Annotated in this window: 13 protein-coding genes; 10 read left to right on the forward strand and 3 right to left on the reverse strand. The window is 57.4% G+C overall.

The features are described 5' to 3' along the window. The first annotated feature begins 350 nt into the window (after positions 1 to 350). The 8 genes from NKG95_RS02690 to lpxD all read left to right on the forward strand — a co-directional run bounded on the left by NKG95_RS02690 (position 351) and on the right by lpxD (position 9,856). Entirely contained in the window at positions 351 to 1,142 is a 792-nt protein-coding gene (locus tag NKG95_RS02690) for an antitoxin Xre/MbcA/ParS-like domain-containing protein (RefSeq protein ID WP_352515605.1), read from the forward strand. Positions 1,143 to 1,508: 366 nt separating this feature from the next. Further along, positions 1,509 to 2,468: an aspartyl/asparaginyl beta-hydroxylase domain-containing protein gene (locus tag NKG95_RS02695; protein WP_353039872.1), complete on the forward strand. Its 960-nt coding sequence runs from the start codon at positions 1,509 to 1,511 to the stop codon at positions 2,466 to 2,468. A 225-nt stretch (positions 2,469 to 2,693) separates the two neighbouring features. After that, positions 2,694 to 3,560, forward strand: coding sequence for a MipA/OmpV family protein (locus tag NKG95_RS02700; RefSeq protein WP_353039873.1), 867 nt, complete (start codon positions 2,694 to 2,696; stop codon positions 3,558 to 3,560). 231 nt (positions 3,561 to 3,791) lie between these two features. After that, complete coding sequence (locus NKG95_RS02705; protein WP_352494241.1) at positions 3,792 to 4,283, forward strand: class I SAM-dependent methyltransferase; 492 nt, start codon at positions 3,792 to 3,794, stop codon at positions 4,281 to 4,283. Positions 4,284 to 4,460: 177 nt separating this feature from the next. Continuing rightward, entirely contained in the window at positions 4,461 to 6,086 is a 1,626-nt protein-coding gene (locus NKG95_RS02710; protein ID WP_353039874.1) for a GMC family oxidoreductase, read from the forward strand. Between the two features lie 459 nt (positions 6,087 to 6,545). Continuing rightward, positions 6,546 to 7,718 carry a patatin-like phospholipase family protein gene (locus NKG95_RS02715; protein WP_352965759.1) on the forward strand — a complete coding sequence of 391 codons (1,173 nt, stop codon included), beginning with the start codon at positions 6,546 to 6,548 and terminating at the stop codon, positions 7,716 to 7,718. Between the two features lie 156 nt (positions 7,719 to 7,874). After that, the gene (locus tag NKG95_RS02720; protein WP_353039875.1) at positions 7,875 to 8,642 is read left to right on the forward strand and encodes a DUF3313 domain-containing protein; all 768 of its coding nucleotides are present in this window, start codon (positions 7,875 to 7,877) and stop codon (positions 8,640 to 8,642) included. 134 nt (positions 8,643 to 8,776) lie between these two features. Further along, positions 8,777 to 9,856, forward strand: coding sequence for a UDP-3-O-(3-hydroxymyristoyl)glucosamine N-acyltransferase (gene lpxD, locus NKG95_RS02725; protein ID WP_352855493.1), 1,080 nt, complete (start codon positions 8,777 to 8,779; stop codon positions 9,854 to 9,856). Between the two features lie 754 nt (positions 9,857 to 10,610). Here the strand turns inward: lpxD and NKG95_RS02730 are convergent. Then, a complete protein-coding gene (locus NKG95_RS02730) occupies positions 10,611 to 11,426 on the reverse strand; it encodes an ImmA/IrrE family metallo-endopeptidase (RefSeq protein ID WP_353039876.1) in 816 nt (271 codons plus the stop codon). Then, positions 11,407 to 11,748: a helix-turn-helix domain-containing protein gene (locus NKG95_RS02735; protein ID WP_353039877.1), complete on the reverse strand. Its 342-nt coding sequence runs from the start codon at positions 11,746 to 11,748 to the stop codon at positions 11,407 to 11,409. Before NKG95_RS02735 ends, NKG95_RS02730 begins: the two co-directional genes overlap by 20 nt. Before the next feature lie 154 nt (positions 11,749 to 11,902). On the opposite strand from NKG95_RS02735, the gene NKG95_RS02740 reads away from it, so the two are divergent. Both NKG95_RS02740 and NKG95_RS02745 read left to right on the forward strand, forming a co-directional pair. After that, the gene (locus NKG95_RS02740; protein WP_353039878.1) at positions 11,903 to 13,210 is read left to right on the forward strand and encodes a site-specific DNA-methyltransferase; all 1,308 of its coding nucleotides are present in this window, start codon (positions 11,903 to 11,905) and stop codon (positions 13,208 to 13,210) included. Further along, complete coding sequence (locus NKG95_RS02745) at positions 13,207 to 13,929, forward strand: DUF5681 domain-containing protein (RefSeq protein ID WP_353039879.1); 723 nt, start codon at positions 13,207 to 13,209, stop codon at positions 13,927 to 13,929. Before NKG95_RS02740 ends, NKG95_RS02745 begins: the two co-directional genes overlap by 4 nt. A gap of 373 nt (positions 13,930 to 14,302) precedes the next feature. Here the strand turns inward: NKG95_RS02745 and NKG95_RS02750 are convergent, their stop codons facing one another. Continuing rightward, positions 14,303 to 14,839 carry a hypothetical protein gene (locus NKG95_RS02750; RefSeq protein WP_353039880.1) on the reverse strand — a complete coding sequence of 179 codons (537 nt, stop codon included), beginning with the start codon at positions 14,837 to 14,839 and terminating at the stop codon, positions 14,303 to 14,305. Positions 14,840 to 15,275 lie beyond the last annotated feature (436 nt).

Below are 15,275 nucleotides of genomic sequence, written 5' to 3' on the forward strand. Positions count from 1 at the left end.
CGTCTGGTCTGGCTTGGTCCGCGGCGGGCGCCGCGGACCGTTTTCTTTCCGGCTTTTCGCATGACCGTCGGACGGCATTAGCTTTCCGGCGCTGCGCGGTAGTAGAGAAAAGGCAGATCGCGGTAGCGCTCGACCAGGGGCCTGGCCCTCTCGTTCAATCGCCGCAAAGCAACGGCATCTCAGGCGCTCTAGGTCAGAGAGGCAATGGTGGAAACGCTCGATCAAAATCGAAAAGAATGGAAATATCCGAAAATATTTCTAAATCTATTCAAACAAATTATTGCTTTAAAAAGCAATGGAGACCGTTATTTTAAAGAGGTTTCCACCTAAATCGCAATAGAGGTCCGATTATGAGCTCTCGTAAGCTGATCATCCTGACTAAAGCCTTGATGGGGTCCGATGATGATCAGCGCGCATATTTGTATCGCGACAAGGTGATGAAGGTTCCGGGTGTTATCAGCGCGGACAGTTTCCGTTGCGCGGATCATCCCGGAGGCCCAAGCCCGTATCGCTGGGGTTGCATGGTGACCTATGATCACGAGACTACGGACGTCAGGCAGGTAATAGAAGGTGCGGTGGCAAGCTCGGGAAACGAAAGCGAGCTCGGCGGCGCAACGCGCGAACCGGACTCTGTTACCTACTTCGAGCCCGTAACCGAATTCAGGCGCAAGACGGAGTTTCTTCGTGACAATGTATCCAGGGGCACAGGGCCGTCTGAACAAACAAATGCCGATTTGGCGCGAGTGAATGCGGGGCGAGAGTCTGAACCCTATTTGACGCGATGGCGACTCGCCGATGTTGCCACGATGCGTCTTGAAGACTGGGCAGGCGCGGTTGTCGGGCCAACATACCTCGAGGAAAATCTGCAGATTCCGAGATCGACGTTGCACCGCTGGCAGAAACGCAACCAGGTTATCGCATTGCGCAAGGGCCTCGGCCGGCACGTGTTCCCGCTGGCCCAGTTCGTTGACGGCAGACCCGTTGCCGGAATACCTGAAGTGTTCGCGCTGGCAAAGCAGCCAAGGCTTGCGTGGTCATGGCTCGTTCGCCCTTCACCTTACCTCGAGGGCAGTATTCCCATCGATTTGCTGAGACGAGACCTAGTCGACGAAGTCGTGATAGCTGCCAAACGTTCGTTTTAGCTGATCATTCGTCGAACGCGAAAGTTGAAGCTTGGAATCCCCCGCGCAGCGAGTGATGTCAGGCGAAAGTCGTAGGCCGAAGCGGCCATAGCAAGCACGCTCCCAGCATAGCAGATCATTTCGAGCAAGGTTTGGCTCCGGCCCTCATCGGCCGGATGGTCGTCCGGCGACCGTCCGTGATGAATCGTCTGGACCGAAAACAACTCTTAACAACACAAAATCCAATGCAACGACGAATCTGGACTAATGCCGCCATCCGAACGTGCGAGCGCGCCTCGGATGAACACATTCTGAAGTGTCTGACTTGGGTCGGCGCAACGGAAGCATCTCAACATCGCGGCAACTGGCGCATTCTGGGCAAATCTCATGCTAATTCTTGTCGTCATGGTCACGCTAGTGGCCGCGAGCACCGTGTACGTCTACCGCTTCCGGGGTGAAGTTCGCTACGAAAGCCTGTCTGAATACATCCGCAAGGGATGGCCAATTTTTTCGCCGTTGAATTGTGCCTTGTACATGACAACGCTGCCGCACGGATCAAGGGCTGTTCTCGACCCGGCCGATTTTCCTGAACTCGAGGTGCTGCGTCAAAACTGGCACACCATTCGCCAGGAAGGCCTTGAACTGCTGCGCCAGAACTACTTCGACGCCACCAAACGACCGGGCACGGCGGGAACCTATGACGTCGGCTTCCGCACGTTCTTCAAGTACGGCTGGAGCCGCTTCTACATTAAGTGGTACGGATATGAGCACCATTCAGCAAAACGCCTTTGCCCCAAGACGGTCCAGATCCTCCAGAGCGTGCCAAACGTCCATGGAGCGATGTTTGCCTATCTTCCCAAGGGCGCGCAACTGACACGGCATGCCGATCCGATCGCCGTGTCACTGCGCTACCACCTCGGTCTTGTCACCCCGAACTCCGACGCCTGCTTTATCAATGTCGATGGCCGCAAGTTGAGTTGGCGCGACGGCGAGGCCATCATGTTCGATGAGACCTACCTGCACTTCGTGCGCAACGATACCGACTGCGATCGGCTCATCCTCATGTGCGATGTCAAAAGGCCCTTGAACCCGGTGGGTGCAGTGTTCAATTTCTTCTACGAAGGCCTGACACGAGCCACGGTGGTGCCTAATACCCCGGAAGACCATCGTGGCTTCGCTAACAGGGTCTTTGCGGGGCTCGCGCCGTTCCTAGCAGGCACCAGGGCGCTGAAGTCGACGAACCGCCCCTTGTACCTCGTCATCAAATGGTCGGTGAATACCTCGCTGTTGCTGTTGGTGTTGGGGCTGATTGCCGGTGTAGCACAGTTGCTGAGCCAACTCGTCTAAAGCACAGTTTTTAGTTGGCTCCTGATGTGCGTGATCTGAGCGAAGGCCGCGCGATTGTTACCCCGCCATAGCAACCCAGACGGGTCGAGCCGCAACATGTCTTAACATCACTAAACCCAAAGCAATGTCGTAGTCCGAGATAGTGCGTGCGCTGGAGGTACGACTGTGTCGGGCTTCCCTTTTGCCGTCTTTGAATACCTCCACCATCCCCAGGAGACGATTCGCATGCCAGCCACAAAGTCTCGCTCAACCCGCTCGCGGGATGCTCTTGTCGCCACGAGCCTCTCAGCAGTGGCTTTTTTGCCGTTCCAAGCAGGCGCATCTGAACCGTTCGAGAATGAAGCGGCTGCAACAGTGCCCTCTGCGGATGCTGTCGACGAGAGACGGTACGGCCCCATACGCCAGAAGCTTGCCGACTGGAACGTGATGCTTGCCGCCGGAGCTATGTACGCGCCAAAATACGAAGGATCCGATGAGTTCGAACTCGTCCCGCTACCGATGATCTCCGCAACCATTGGTCGTCTTACCATTGATCCGGGCGGCCTGAGCATCGATGTGCTAGAATCCAACGGTTTCAAGGTCTCGGTGAAGGGCGGCTATGACATAGGCGGAGGGCGAAAGGAAAAGGACTCCAAGCACCTGAAAGGCCTCGGTGACATTGACGGCGGCGGCGTCGTCGGAGCGCAGATCTCATACGAAATGGGGCCGATGGAAATTTATACATCTGTCGACAGGACGTTCGGGGGCAGTGACGGCCCGATTGGTCAAATCGGCGCAAACGTTTCCCATCACTACAACGCATTTATTCTCTCTGCGGGCGCGTCGGCGACCTTCGCAGACAAAAATCACATGCAAAGCTACTTTGGGGTGACTGCTCTGCAGTCGGCAAGATCGGGGTTGCGGCAGTACGATGCAGGCGCAGGGCTTAAGCGCTTCGATATCGAAGCTTCGGTAACGTACATGGCATCGCAAAACTGGTTTGTGCGCGGGCAGGCAGGGGTTGGCTTCCTCACGGGCGACGCGAAGGACAGTCCGATTGTTCGGAAAACAGTGCAGCCTTCAGGGATGCTCATGGCGGGCTATAGGTTCTAGGACTTCCGTACTAACTCCCGCGCTACCCCTTCGACACTTTCCGGCCAGCACCGGCCCTTAACTCTGCTGCCTGATCGGCGTTTTCCGCCTTAGGCTTACGGGTAACAAATATTGCCTGTCGGTATGCGGAGCTCCGCAATGTTGGATCCTACTACTCTATTTCGAACCTGGATGTCGGATACCTTCCGGACGGCCTTGCTCGTGCCTTCCGGGAGAGCTCTGGCAGTGGCAATGACTCGCGAAATAAGTTCTGCGCAGTCTCCGGTGGTTGAGCTTAGGCCCGGAACCGGTGTCTTCACCCGACAGCTTATCATACGCGGCGTGCCTCAGCAGCGCATTGCGCTCGTCGAAAACGCTGCGTCCCTTGCCCGCGTGCTACGTCGGCAGTTCCCCGCTGCCGCGTTGCTGGATATCGACGCAACGGAGTTGCGGCGATGCAATCCCTTTGACGGGGAAAAAATAGGCACGGTGATCAGCAGCCTCCCGCTTTCTACTATGCCGGCTTGGCGTGTGTTCGCCATTCTGTACGGCGCTTTTCACATTCTTCGGCCGGGAGGAGCCGTCTATCAGTTCACTTACGGCTGGCGGTGCCCAGTACCTGACACCGTTCTCGACCGGATCGGGCTTGAGGCGACGTTTATGGAATGGGTCTTCGCAAACGCGCCGCCTGCGCAGGTTTACCGGATCGCCAGAAGATCGGACGCGATCGGGAGTGAACGATGAGCTTGTCGTCAGCCATCCACCGCCGACCCAGCCCACATCAAACTGCGGACGTCAGCGGCTGGCCGCTCTGAAGACAACCTGATCCTGCAGCAGCTCAGGCGCACCGTCGACGCGATGGTGGCCTTCCCCGTTGGGCAGGGTTGCCAGGCCGTTTAACCATGGATCGAGGGAACCCAGATGATCCAAGTCGTGCGGTCCCCCAGGAAAGGAGGATACGACTACGTGGTCATCGGCTCTGGTTCGGCCGGTAGTGTGGTGGCCAGCCGGTTGGCAGAGGATTCTGCCCGAACGGTCCTTCTCATTGAGGCGGGCGGGTCCGACCAGTCGATCGATGGAAGCATGCCTGCGGCCATAGGTCTTCCGTTGATAAGCGATCGGTATAACTGGAAATATTTCGGTATGCCCGAGATGAGGAGGGGCCAGGACGTCGGCGTCTATCAACCCTGCGGCAAGGTGTTGGGAGGCTCTTCGTCTATCGGTCGCATGAACTGGACGCGCGGCAACAGGAAAGACTACGACAGTTGGGCAAGCTATGGCGTTCAGGGTTGGAGTTACGATGAGGTTCTGCCGTTCTTCAAAATGTCTGAGACTTTCGAGGGTGGCGACAACCGGTTCAGGGGAGGCCAAGGCCCGATTCAGGTTGAGCGTTCCAAAGCCGACAATCCTCTGTTCCAGGCCTTTCTTGCCGCGGGCGTGGAGGCAGGTCACGGCGTGAATCACGACCACAACGCGGCTTATCTAAGCGGCGTCCATCGCATCCAACACAACATCGGCAACGGGCGCCGAATGAGTGCGTCCTTCGCCTATCTCCACAATCGGCCGGTCCGGCCAAATCTGGATGTCTTGCTCAACGCGCGCGTAGTTCGCGTCATTTTCCAGGGCCATCGTTGTGTTGCGGTCGAGGTAGTTAAAAACCGCACCCGCATCACGATCCCGGTCCATCAGGAGGCCATTTGCTGCGCAGGAGCATTAGTCTCGCCGCAATTGCTCATGCTGTCGGGTGTCGGACATGCGGACCATTTGCGACAGCTAGACATACCGGTCGTCTCTCACTTGCCGGCAGTTGGTCAGGGATTAAGCGATCACATCTGTTTCTGTGTTGAATATGAAGTCAAGGATTCCCGCGAGTCGGCCGCTCAAACCCTGCCCTTTGGTGGAGGACTTACGCCGGGTCTGGAATGGCTACTATCCCGGCGCGGCCCGGGGACCTCAGGTCTTTTCGAGGTAGGAGCCATGCTATCGTCCGACCAGACGGTGAGCCGGCCCGATGTGCAGATAGAATGTCTTGCGGCGCGATCGAGCTTCGGCGCCGGCGAAATCAGCATTGCCCCAGGGTTTCAGTGCTTTGTCAGCCTTCAGCGGCCTACAAGCACGGGTCTTGTTTGGCTGAGTAGCGCCGATCCTTTTGCTCCCCCGGCCTTTCGGTTCAACTACCTACGAACAGAGCATGACAGGAAGCTGGCGGTTGTCGCGCTCAGGCAGCTGCGCGACTTGATGAACCAGCCCAGCATGGTGACCAAGCTCAAGGGCGAGGTCGGGGAACAGGTCGCCTGTCGCACCGATAAGACGTTGCTGTCCTGGGCAAAACGGGTCGCGAAATCCAGCTATCATCCTTCCTGCACATTGCGTATGGGGAGGGGAGAGGGGAGTGTTGTGGACTCGTCCGGAAAAGTGCACGGGTTCGACAATCTGAGGGTGGTGGACGCATCGATCTTCCCCACGATCCCTACGGCGAATCTTAACGCGCCCACGATCATGTTGGCGGAGAAGATCTCTGCCGATCTGATCCGGGTGTTGGCGTAAGCGTCGTCGGGAACGGCCTGTGGGGAAAGGGCGCGCTTTCCAGTCAACCAAACGAACAAGAGCCAAACCGGCAGCGCCGAAACGTCCGCCATCAGCACCAGCTCAGTCGGTGCTAAGGTCGGCCGGGAAAGCATCCGCATAGCTTCCGCCGACCGCAAGATGCGGTACCAGCCCGGCATTGGCACATTGTGCGACGATCTTCGCCGAGCCCGTTCCTTCAAAAAGTCAAACCATTGACGGCCGCGGCCTTCGACTCGGCGGCGCGGCTTCTTAAGCGCAGAGCGTTTGCCGGCGAGGATTGCAGGGCGAAACAACTCTTAACAATACAAAACCCACGGCAACGACAAATCGGGATTAATGCCGCCAGACGCGATTGCGAACAGCGGTCGCGGGTATGCCGACCGCCGGTGGAGACCTTGATGGTTCCTTCCGGCGATGGCCCGGGACAAGGCGGTAGACATGCATCGACTGGTGGCCATCGTCCTGCTGGCCTTCCTTGCGGGCTGTTTGGCGCCGGACCGCATTGTTTACGGGCCAAAGGCTGCGACGGTAGCCAGCATCCAAGGGTTCAGCGACATTCGTATTTATGCAGATTCGGCCCGGAAACTGCGCGACGCGCAAACCTGGTTGCCCATCCCGAGACACAAGGAAATCAACTACCTCGTCCTGTCGAGCGGCGGTGGCGCAGGCGCATTCAGCGTCGGCGCGCTCAAGGCTTGGTCGGACAATGGACAGCGGCCGGAATTCGAGATGGTCAGCGGTGTCAGCACGGGCGCGCTAATTGCGCCCTACGCCTTCCTAGGCTCGGCCTACGACCAGCCCCTCGTGGATCTCTATACAAGCGGTGTCGCCAAGGAGTTGGTCGATGCGGATTTCCTACCGAAAGGCCTCTTCGGAGCAAGTCTCCTGAAACAGGAGCCGCTTCGCAAAATGGTCGAGCGCTATTTGACGCGAGACATACTGAAAAAAATCGCGGCTGAGCACCGCAAGGGGCGACGACTGCTTGTTTTGACCTCCAACCTCGATTCCCAAAGAGCGGTGATCTGGAACATGGGCGCCATCGCCAGCAGCGGGCGGCCCGGTTCGCTGAAACTCTTCCAGGACATACTCATCGCCTCGGCAAGTATCCCCGGCATTTATCCGGCCGTGCTCATCCGCGCCGAAGCTGGAGGGGAGGCGTTTGAAGAAATGCACTCCGATGGCGGTTCGGCGACCCAGATCCTGACGATCCCGGAGGGGTGGATAGCCAATTCGGACAAAAGCGTCCTGCCTAAGAACCTCAAGTTCAACATGTACATCATCATCAACAATGCGCTCATGCCAGAATTTACCACGACAACGAACAATACGTTTTCTGTCATGGCCAGGGCGAATTCCACCCTTGTCAAGTCACAGACCCGCAGTGCGCTGCTGGCCACTTACGTCTACGCCCAAAAGAACGGCATTCGATTTCGCGTGGCTTCGATCGACAAGCAGCTCCCCTACAGCATGACCGATCCGTTCAACACGGACTACATGCGCGCCGTCTACAACCTGGGATACACAAAAATGGCTCGTGGCAGCCTGTGGCAAGACAGGCCCGTGTTCACCGACAAGGTTGCTGCCGATCAGCCAGCGAAACAGATGCAGTAGCCACCCGCCTGCCTCCCTCCATTCCCCAAGCCCCAACAGGAGAACGAAGTGCCAAATTTCCATACAAACCAGGCTGCCGGTCGGCTGCAGCATAGATCGATCGGCGCCGCGCTTCTGCCGTCGCTGCTTGTATCGGCAGTTGCCGGCTGCACCTCGGTGCCACTCCAGCCGGACAACTCGCTGGCCTCCTATGACGGTCTCACCAAGGTCGACGGGCGAATAAGAAAGGCAGAGTACAAGGCTGTCCCCGAGGATCTCAACGTAAGCAAAACAGTGTACATTGAGCCTACGCTGGTTTCGCCAACCGCAGCGCAATCCTCCATAAAGCCCGCCGATCAGGCCTTGGTGGCAACCGTAGTCAGCCGCGCGCTTTGCGTTGGCGTCAGCGATCGTTTCGTGGTCACGGACGACAGAGAAAATGCCGATCTGGTCGTCCACGCGACGGTCACCCGCATTGTGCCAACGAACGCCACAGTCGCCGGCCTGTCGACCGCGGCGTCGATTGGCGCTTCGTTCGCGTCCTCCTCCGTCCCTATCCCGAGGATTCCGCTGGGACTGGGCGGGCTTGCCGTCGAGGCCGAGGCGACCACGAAGGATGGAAAACAGGCGGCTGCGATGGTGTGGTCGAAGGGCGCGAATTTCGTGACAACAGGCGCGCGGATGTCACAGATTGGCGACGCCTACTCTCTGGCGGAGAGTTTCGGAAGCGACTTTTCCAAGATGCTTGTCACGGGCAAAACACCATTCAAGTTTGGCTTCCCGAAGCTTCCGTCTTATCAGAAGCTGAAATCCGGGCTCGGCGGCAAACCCAAATATCAGGCTTGCGAAAGGTTCGGTCGGTCGCCAGGCCTGAAGGATTTCGCAGGCGGGCAACTCGGTTTGCCGCCGTCCTGGACGGACAAGCCAGCTCGCCCGCAGAGCTAGAGTAGAATTTGTATCGACCAACTCCATCGCCGGGCATCCGGATTTATGGACTGCGTCGTCCGCATGCGGACCCGCGGTAAGTCGGTCGGCCTGCACTCCCCTGCCCCCCGACAGGCCGACCGACACTTTGATGAATGCAAATCAAACCAAACCAGTCCTGCCATGAACCGAGCCTGACCGTGCCGCCGATCTTTCAGCCGAGCGGATTAGCTTTAGCCGAACTCGCCAAAGAGGCGGGAGTGCTGCTGCCCGCAGCTGCCAATCCAGACATGCTTCTGCAGAGCGGGGCGAGCCTTGAGACGGCACGGTCGTGGCATATCGCGTACATTGATCATGCACGCTACACGAACGCCTTGCGCACCACCAAGGCCGGCGCTTGCTTTGTCACGGAGCGCTTCGCCCATCTGGTGCCGCCTGGCACGGTTCCCATCACCGTCCGGGATCCCCGCCTTGTTTATGCCAAGGTGCTTGCCCGGCTACACCCCGAGGCATTGCGAGCCGCGCCGCTTTTGGGCAGCCCTGATGTCACCGAGGGATGTTTTGTGCATCCATTGGCGCAGATCGGCGCCGGCGTCGTGCTCGATCCTGGTGTTGTCATCGGAGATCGGGTGTTCATCGGAGCCGGCACCACAATAGGCGCCCATGTGGTGCTGGGTCCGGACGTGGTAATCGGCTGGGACTGCTCCATCGGCCCTAGCGTCTCAATAGCCCATTGCAGCTTAGGTGATCGGTCGATCGTGTATGCGGGCGCGCGTATAGGCCAGGATGGTTTCGGCTTTGCGATGAGCGGCTCAGGACATGTAAAAGTCCCGCAACTCGGTCGAGTCACGATCGGAAACGACGTCGAGATCGGAGCCAACAGCACGGTCGATCGCGGTAGCTCGGGCAATACTGTCATTGGAGACGGGACAAAGATCGATAATCTCGTCCAGATTGCGCACAACGTACGGATCGGGCGTCATTGCGTCATCACTGCCCAGGTCGGGATCGCGGGCTCGACCGTGCTGGAGGATTACGTTGCGGTGGGTGGCCATAGTGCGATCGCTGGCCATCTGCGCATCGGTCAGGGCGCTCAACTTGCGGCGGCTTCGCGGTTCATGAGAGACGTACCGGCAGGCGAACGCTGGGGCGGAATGCCCGCCAGACCTCTGCGAGAATGGTTCCGCGAGCAGGCGACCCTTAGGAAACTAGCGAAGTATCGCACTGGTGCTTGACTCTGTAGCTGTCCCATTCTCACCCGACTGTTCAAGGCTGTTTGAGCTCAGATAGAACCCAGTGTTCCGGGCGGTGCTGCCCGGGCGCGCGGTTCGATGTACGGTTCCATAAATGATGCTCTGCGACCTTGACGGTCGGCTTCGCGCCAAATGCGGATCCTCCCGGTCGCGATTCGGCTATGGTGTTCATGTCCTCTAATGCGCAAGGGCGGCACTGGCAGCTTTTTGAACCCGAAGCAGACCTTCAACAGGTCAGCTTTCGGGCCAACCGGCCAGAAATTCGTTGGCGGCTAGCTTGAACTCTGAGCGAATTCCTGGCCTTTCCTGAAACACGACGGAAACCACCTGCAGAGACAGGTCGTGAAAAGGCTGTAGAAACAGAGACCGGCTCGGCGACCAAGCCCGACTGTTCAGAGACCGCCCAGCCTAGCCTACGGATACGTCGAGCGAATTTCGAGCCACCCGGTGCGAGCCGTATTTGTTGTGACTGAGTGGTGAAGGGCGCAGTCTCAGGCGAACCTGTCTCTGGTCTCGTTTCCCTGAAATACAGGGAAAAAACAGGGATTTAGATTTTTTCTGGTCCTCCCAGGGGAATCCTTGCGCCGAATTGCGTCGCCAGAGCAATAGGTTGTGCTGAATTTCCCTGCTTTCAAAAACAGGGAATTTAAAAGAGGCCATCAGGCAAATGGCAATGCCGGATCAGGCAATATGGCCGGCGTGAACAGGACCGCGGAACGGCAGCGCAGGAATACGCCTAGTCTGCTCCGCTTTCTGTGGAAAGGTAAAGCAGGACAATCGCATGGCCGTCGGCCTGCTCAAGGCACTGAACCGACAGTTCGTCCGACCGTTTCAAGCCAGGCCATTCTTCCGCATCAGTCTCGACCATCTCGGATGTCGGGTTGTCGCGAGCAGCACGTGGCAAGGTCGGCAACGGCTGTCCCTTTTCCAATCTGATGTAGGGAAAATCGCCTCCGCGCTCGATGTATTGGAACTGCCCGTCCTTGGCGAAGACAGCGGCGACGCGTTGCCTGTGCAGGTTGATGTAGCGGCGTGCGGCGGCGGCCTTGCTGATGCGCAGTTTCGAATGCAATGATAGAACGTGCTCAAGGTCCGGATATCTATTGAGATAAGGCGCAACGAACCTTTTTGGCGCCAGTAGCTCGATCGCAAACAGATTGGCTTCACTCTCCTGCCTGACGTGAACCGGGTCGCCCTTTGGCTGCGCCATGTCCTGCCTGCTGCATTCGAATAACTTGCCCTGCGTCTGAACATGCCATTGGCACAGGAAATGACCCAGCTCGTGCCCGACTGAATAGCGCCTGCGCTCGTAGGACGAGCTGCTGTTGACGACGATAGCTCCAATGTCCCGAACAGTCTCTGTGACGAGCATGCCCTCAAGCCTGCCCAGGCGGGCTTCGCTGATGTCGTCGATGTCGAGCGCCAGCGCTATCTCGTGGATCGGGACTGGTGGCGCGATATCACCGAGCTGACGATGGATCTCGGCCACGATCCGTTCCGGGTTCGTGGCGACATCGTCGACCGCCATGCGGTCAAGAGCGATTTGCAGCACGTTCTTTTTTGCGACGCAGGAACGACTGGATCATGTCATCTACGGTCCTTCGTTCTTCGGGTTCGAGGTCAGCGGCCAGTCGGAACATTTTTGCCAGTTGTTGGTCGGCATCATCAGCGTCGATGTCTTCATCGACCAGAGAGGCGATCGAAACACCGAAATGATCGGCCAGTCCCTGGATGACGGAAAGCGAGGGGTTTTTCGTTCGACCTCTCTCCAGCTCCCAAATATGCGTTTTGGTGACACCGACCTTGTCGGCGACATCCTGCAGCGACTCGTCGCGGCTGCGCCGGAGCTCGGCGATGCGTTCTGCCAATGCCATGGACATCCTCCTGCGAAGTGGGATTGCTTAGACCCTGCCAGCGCGGTCGTCAACGTGATCTCACGCTAGGGTCAGGTGGGGTTGTGCATAGGCCGTTTTTATGATCTGACGATATTGGAAGGTTTTGGCCTCGAATCGCGAAAGGACCACGAGCATGTTGGATTTGAAGATTGAGCTCATCCCCGTTAGGTCCTTGCGGCTCTGGGCGAAGAACGCGCGCACGCATTCGAAGAAGCAGTTGAAGCAGATCGGCAAAAGCATCCGAACCTTCGGCTTCACCAATCCTGTCCTCATAGACGCCGAAAACACGATCCTTGCCGGACACGGGCGGGTTGAGGCTGCCAAGCTGATTGGGATGAGCGAGGTACCGTGCGTGCGGCTTGAGCACATGACGCCCGAGCAGAAGCGCGCCTATGTCCTGGCCGACAACAAGTTGGCGTTGAATGCCGGATGGGACGACGAGCTTCTGGCGGAAGAATTGCGTGGGCTGCTTGAGATCGACTTCGATGTCGAGGTGACTGGTTTTGCGATCGCCGAGATCGACAGTCTGGTCGAGGGCCTCATCCCAGAAGAGCCAGGCGACCCCGATGACGATATCGTCCCAGAGATCGAAGGGAGCATTGCTCGCTGTCGGCCAGGCGACGTATTTGCTCTGGGACAGCACCGGCTGATCTGCGGGTCTGCCCTGGATGCTTCGGTCGTCGACGCTTTGATGGATGGGCAGAAGGCCCAGATGGTTTTTGCCGATCCGCCCTACAACGTTGCGATCGACGGCCATGTCGGCGGCTCCGGCAAAACCAAGCATCGCGAGTTTGCGATGGCGTCAGGAGAAATGTCGGCCAGCGAATTCACATCGTTTCTCAAAACCTCGATGCAGAATCTCGCCGACCATACCGTCGATGGATCCATCCATTTCATCTGCATGGATTGGCGCCACATGGCAGAAATGCTCACAGCCGGCGAGGGGGTCTATTCAGAACTCAAGAACCTGATTGTCTGGGTGAAGGACAATGGCGGCATGGGGACTTTCTACCGCTCCAGGCATGAATTGATCTTCGCCTTCAAGCATGGAACGGCTCCCCACATAAACTCGTTCGAGCTCGGCCAGCATGGTCGCTATCGGACCAATGTCTGGCAGTACCGCGGCGTCAATACGCTGAAGGCCGGCAGGATGGATGAACTGGCGCTCCACCCAACGGTCAAGCCGGTGCAGATGATCGCTGACGCCATCAAGGACGTCTCGGGCCGCGGCGATATCGTTCTTGATCTTTTTGGTGGTTCCGGGTCGACGTTGATTGCCGCCCATAAGACGGGCCGTAACGGGTATCTTTGCGAGCTCGATCCGATCTATTGCGACCGCATCATTCGCCGGTGGGAGACCTACGCCAAGGACGAGGTCGAGCAGATCGCCTGCGGCATCGAAGCCCGGCCGCCGGCGAGATTCAGCGAGGCGGCCGAATGAGTGCAGAGCAGGATCCAAAGCGGCAGGCGCTGTCAGTTCGACCGTCGACCGGCGACTATGATGTCGGCTATGGCAAGCCGCCGGCCAAGACGCAATTCAAGTCTGGCCAGTCCGGCAATCCCAAGGGACGTCCGAAGGGCAGCTCGAACAAGCCAAAGCCACCCGCCCTCAATGAAGAGCGAATGAAAACGATCCTCCTCCAGGAGGCCTACCGGACCATCAAGGTCAACGAGGGCGCGGGCCAGGTCAGCGTGCCGATGGCGCAGGCAATCATCCGGTCTCTCGCGGTAAACGCCGTAAAAGGCAATCAGCGAGCACAACGCCTGTTCACCGAGCTTCTCACCACCACCGAACGGGAAAACAAGCGCCTGCATGACGAGTGGCTCGATACAGCACTCACCTACAAGGTTGAGTGGGACCGCGAGCTTGCCCGGCGCGAACGCCTTGGCATCACAGGTCCAGAACCTTTGCCTCATCCCGACCACGTCGTCGTCAACATGCGTACCGGTGAAGTGGCCATCAGAGGCCCGGCGACAAAAGAAGAAAAAGCCCACCACGACATGATTCTGCAGGCCAAGGTCGAGTTCCAGGCTGACCTCGATGAGCTTGAGCAGTTGCTGAAGGACGAACCGGACTACGCCTATCGGGCTCAGGTTGAGGCAGACATTGCTCACAACAAAAAGCTGCTTGAGATGATCAGGAAGGCCATTCCTGACTAAATGCCGAGGGTACAAGAGCCGCCCCGGCAAAGGCCATGCGTGCGCCAACACGATGCCGCAAATGCCTGCCTCCTGCAGCTACGTCGAAAGGCGCTCATATAGGCATCCTGGATGTCGGCGAGCCGAAAAGGAATGAGATTTATGAGTGCTGCAACCACCAATCTAATCGACCTTGGCAAAGCAGAACGGCATCTATCATTATTCATCTGAGGCATAAATCCGCGACCGATATTGAATTGAGCAGACTACTGGGCGCGTCAAAATCCTGACGCCAAGCCTACCAAAAGCGGCTCAGTCGGCCGCGCCACGGTGCCCATCTCCAATATTGACAAATATTATTAACCAGACACCATCTTTGACAATAGTATTTGTCCTAATTTTCTGCGACGGGAACGTCTGCGCAAACTTTGCTTATCGTTCCCTCGCTCCCACCTCCAGTCAATATCAGTTTTTCAATTCCATTGCCCTCAATAAGATAGTCGACGTAAGTATTTGTCCCTGCGAGAGTCATTTGAACCAAGTTATTTCCTGTACCATCCTGCGCTTGCAGATCCATAGCCCCGTCAAATGTCCCGATTCTAATGTTGATGCGTGCGGCTTTGACCGGCGGAGTGATCGACACACCCTCCCTTGCAAATTCCAGGCCCACCTCGGCTCCTGTTTGGTTCGCGAACCATGGAAATGCGAAAGAAACTGCGTGGAATTTTAAACCCGACAGCTCAAAGTCTTGTGCAAAGGGCGCGTTGTCCGGAAACAAATTGAAGTTCGCGCAAATGTGAATAATGTCAGGATTAGCATGTGAGAACGCGTTGTTGCTCGGTGCCATTCCCAACGTGAGCGCCATCGAGAAAATCGTAACAATGCGAGACATAAAACCCCCTTCGTTTGCCAGAGTATCGAAAAAATCCATTTTACCTCAGAGCCTGACACACAGTTCGGTGCTCGACAGCACGAAGATCCCGCCCATGTATCTACTGAATTACGGCTCAGACACTAGGGCTTCTGCGGTTCATCTGGCCTGTCGATGTATTTCTGCCGGCATCGGCGAATCGCATTATGCTCTAGCGCTTAATCGTTCCGAACAACCCGTCATCTCATCCTAACTCAGTCGCGAAGCTTATGCGTGAGTTCAACGGGATGGGGAATTGCTATAAGTCGCTTAGACATGCTTCGACGTGCCTACCTTACCCGTTTTCCTTCTCGATGGCTCCTGAATTTGTATGATAGTCCAAATGGGCGAATAGCTAGCAGAATGCGTCGCTTTCCTCGCTCGCCAAATACGACGTATTAGTTCGATATTAATTCCTCTCGACTCCTGATCCAAACACGTTATTCTTCACTTAAGC

This window comes from Mesorhizobium sp. M1423, assembly GCF_040317575.1.
Classification (GTDB): Bacteria; Pseudomonadota; Alphaproteobacteria; order Rhizobiales; family Rhizobiaceae; genus Mesorhizobium.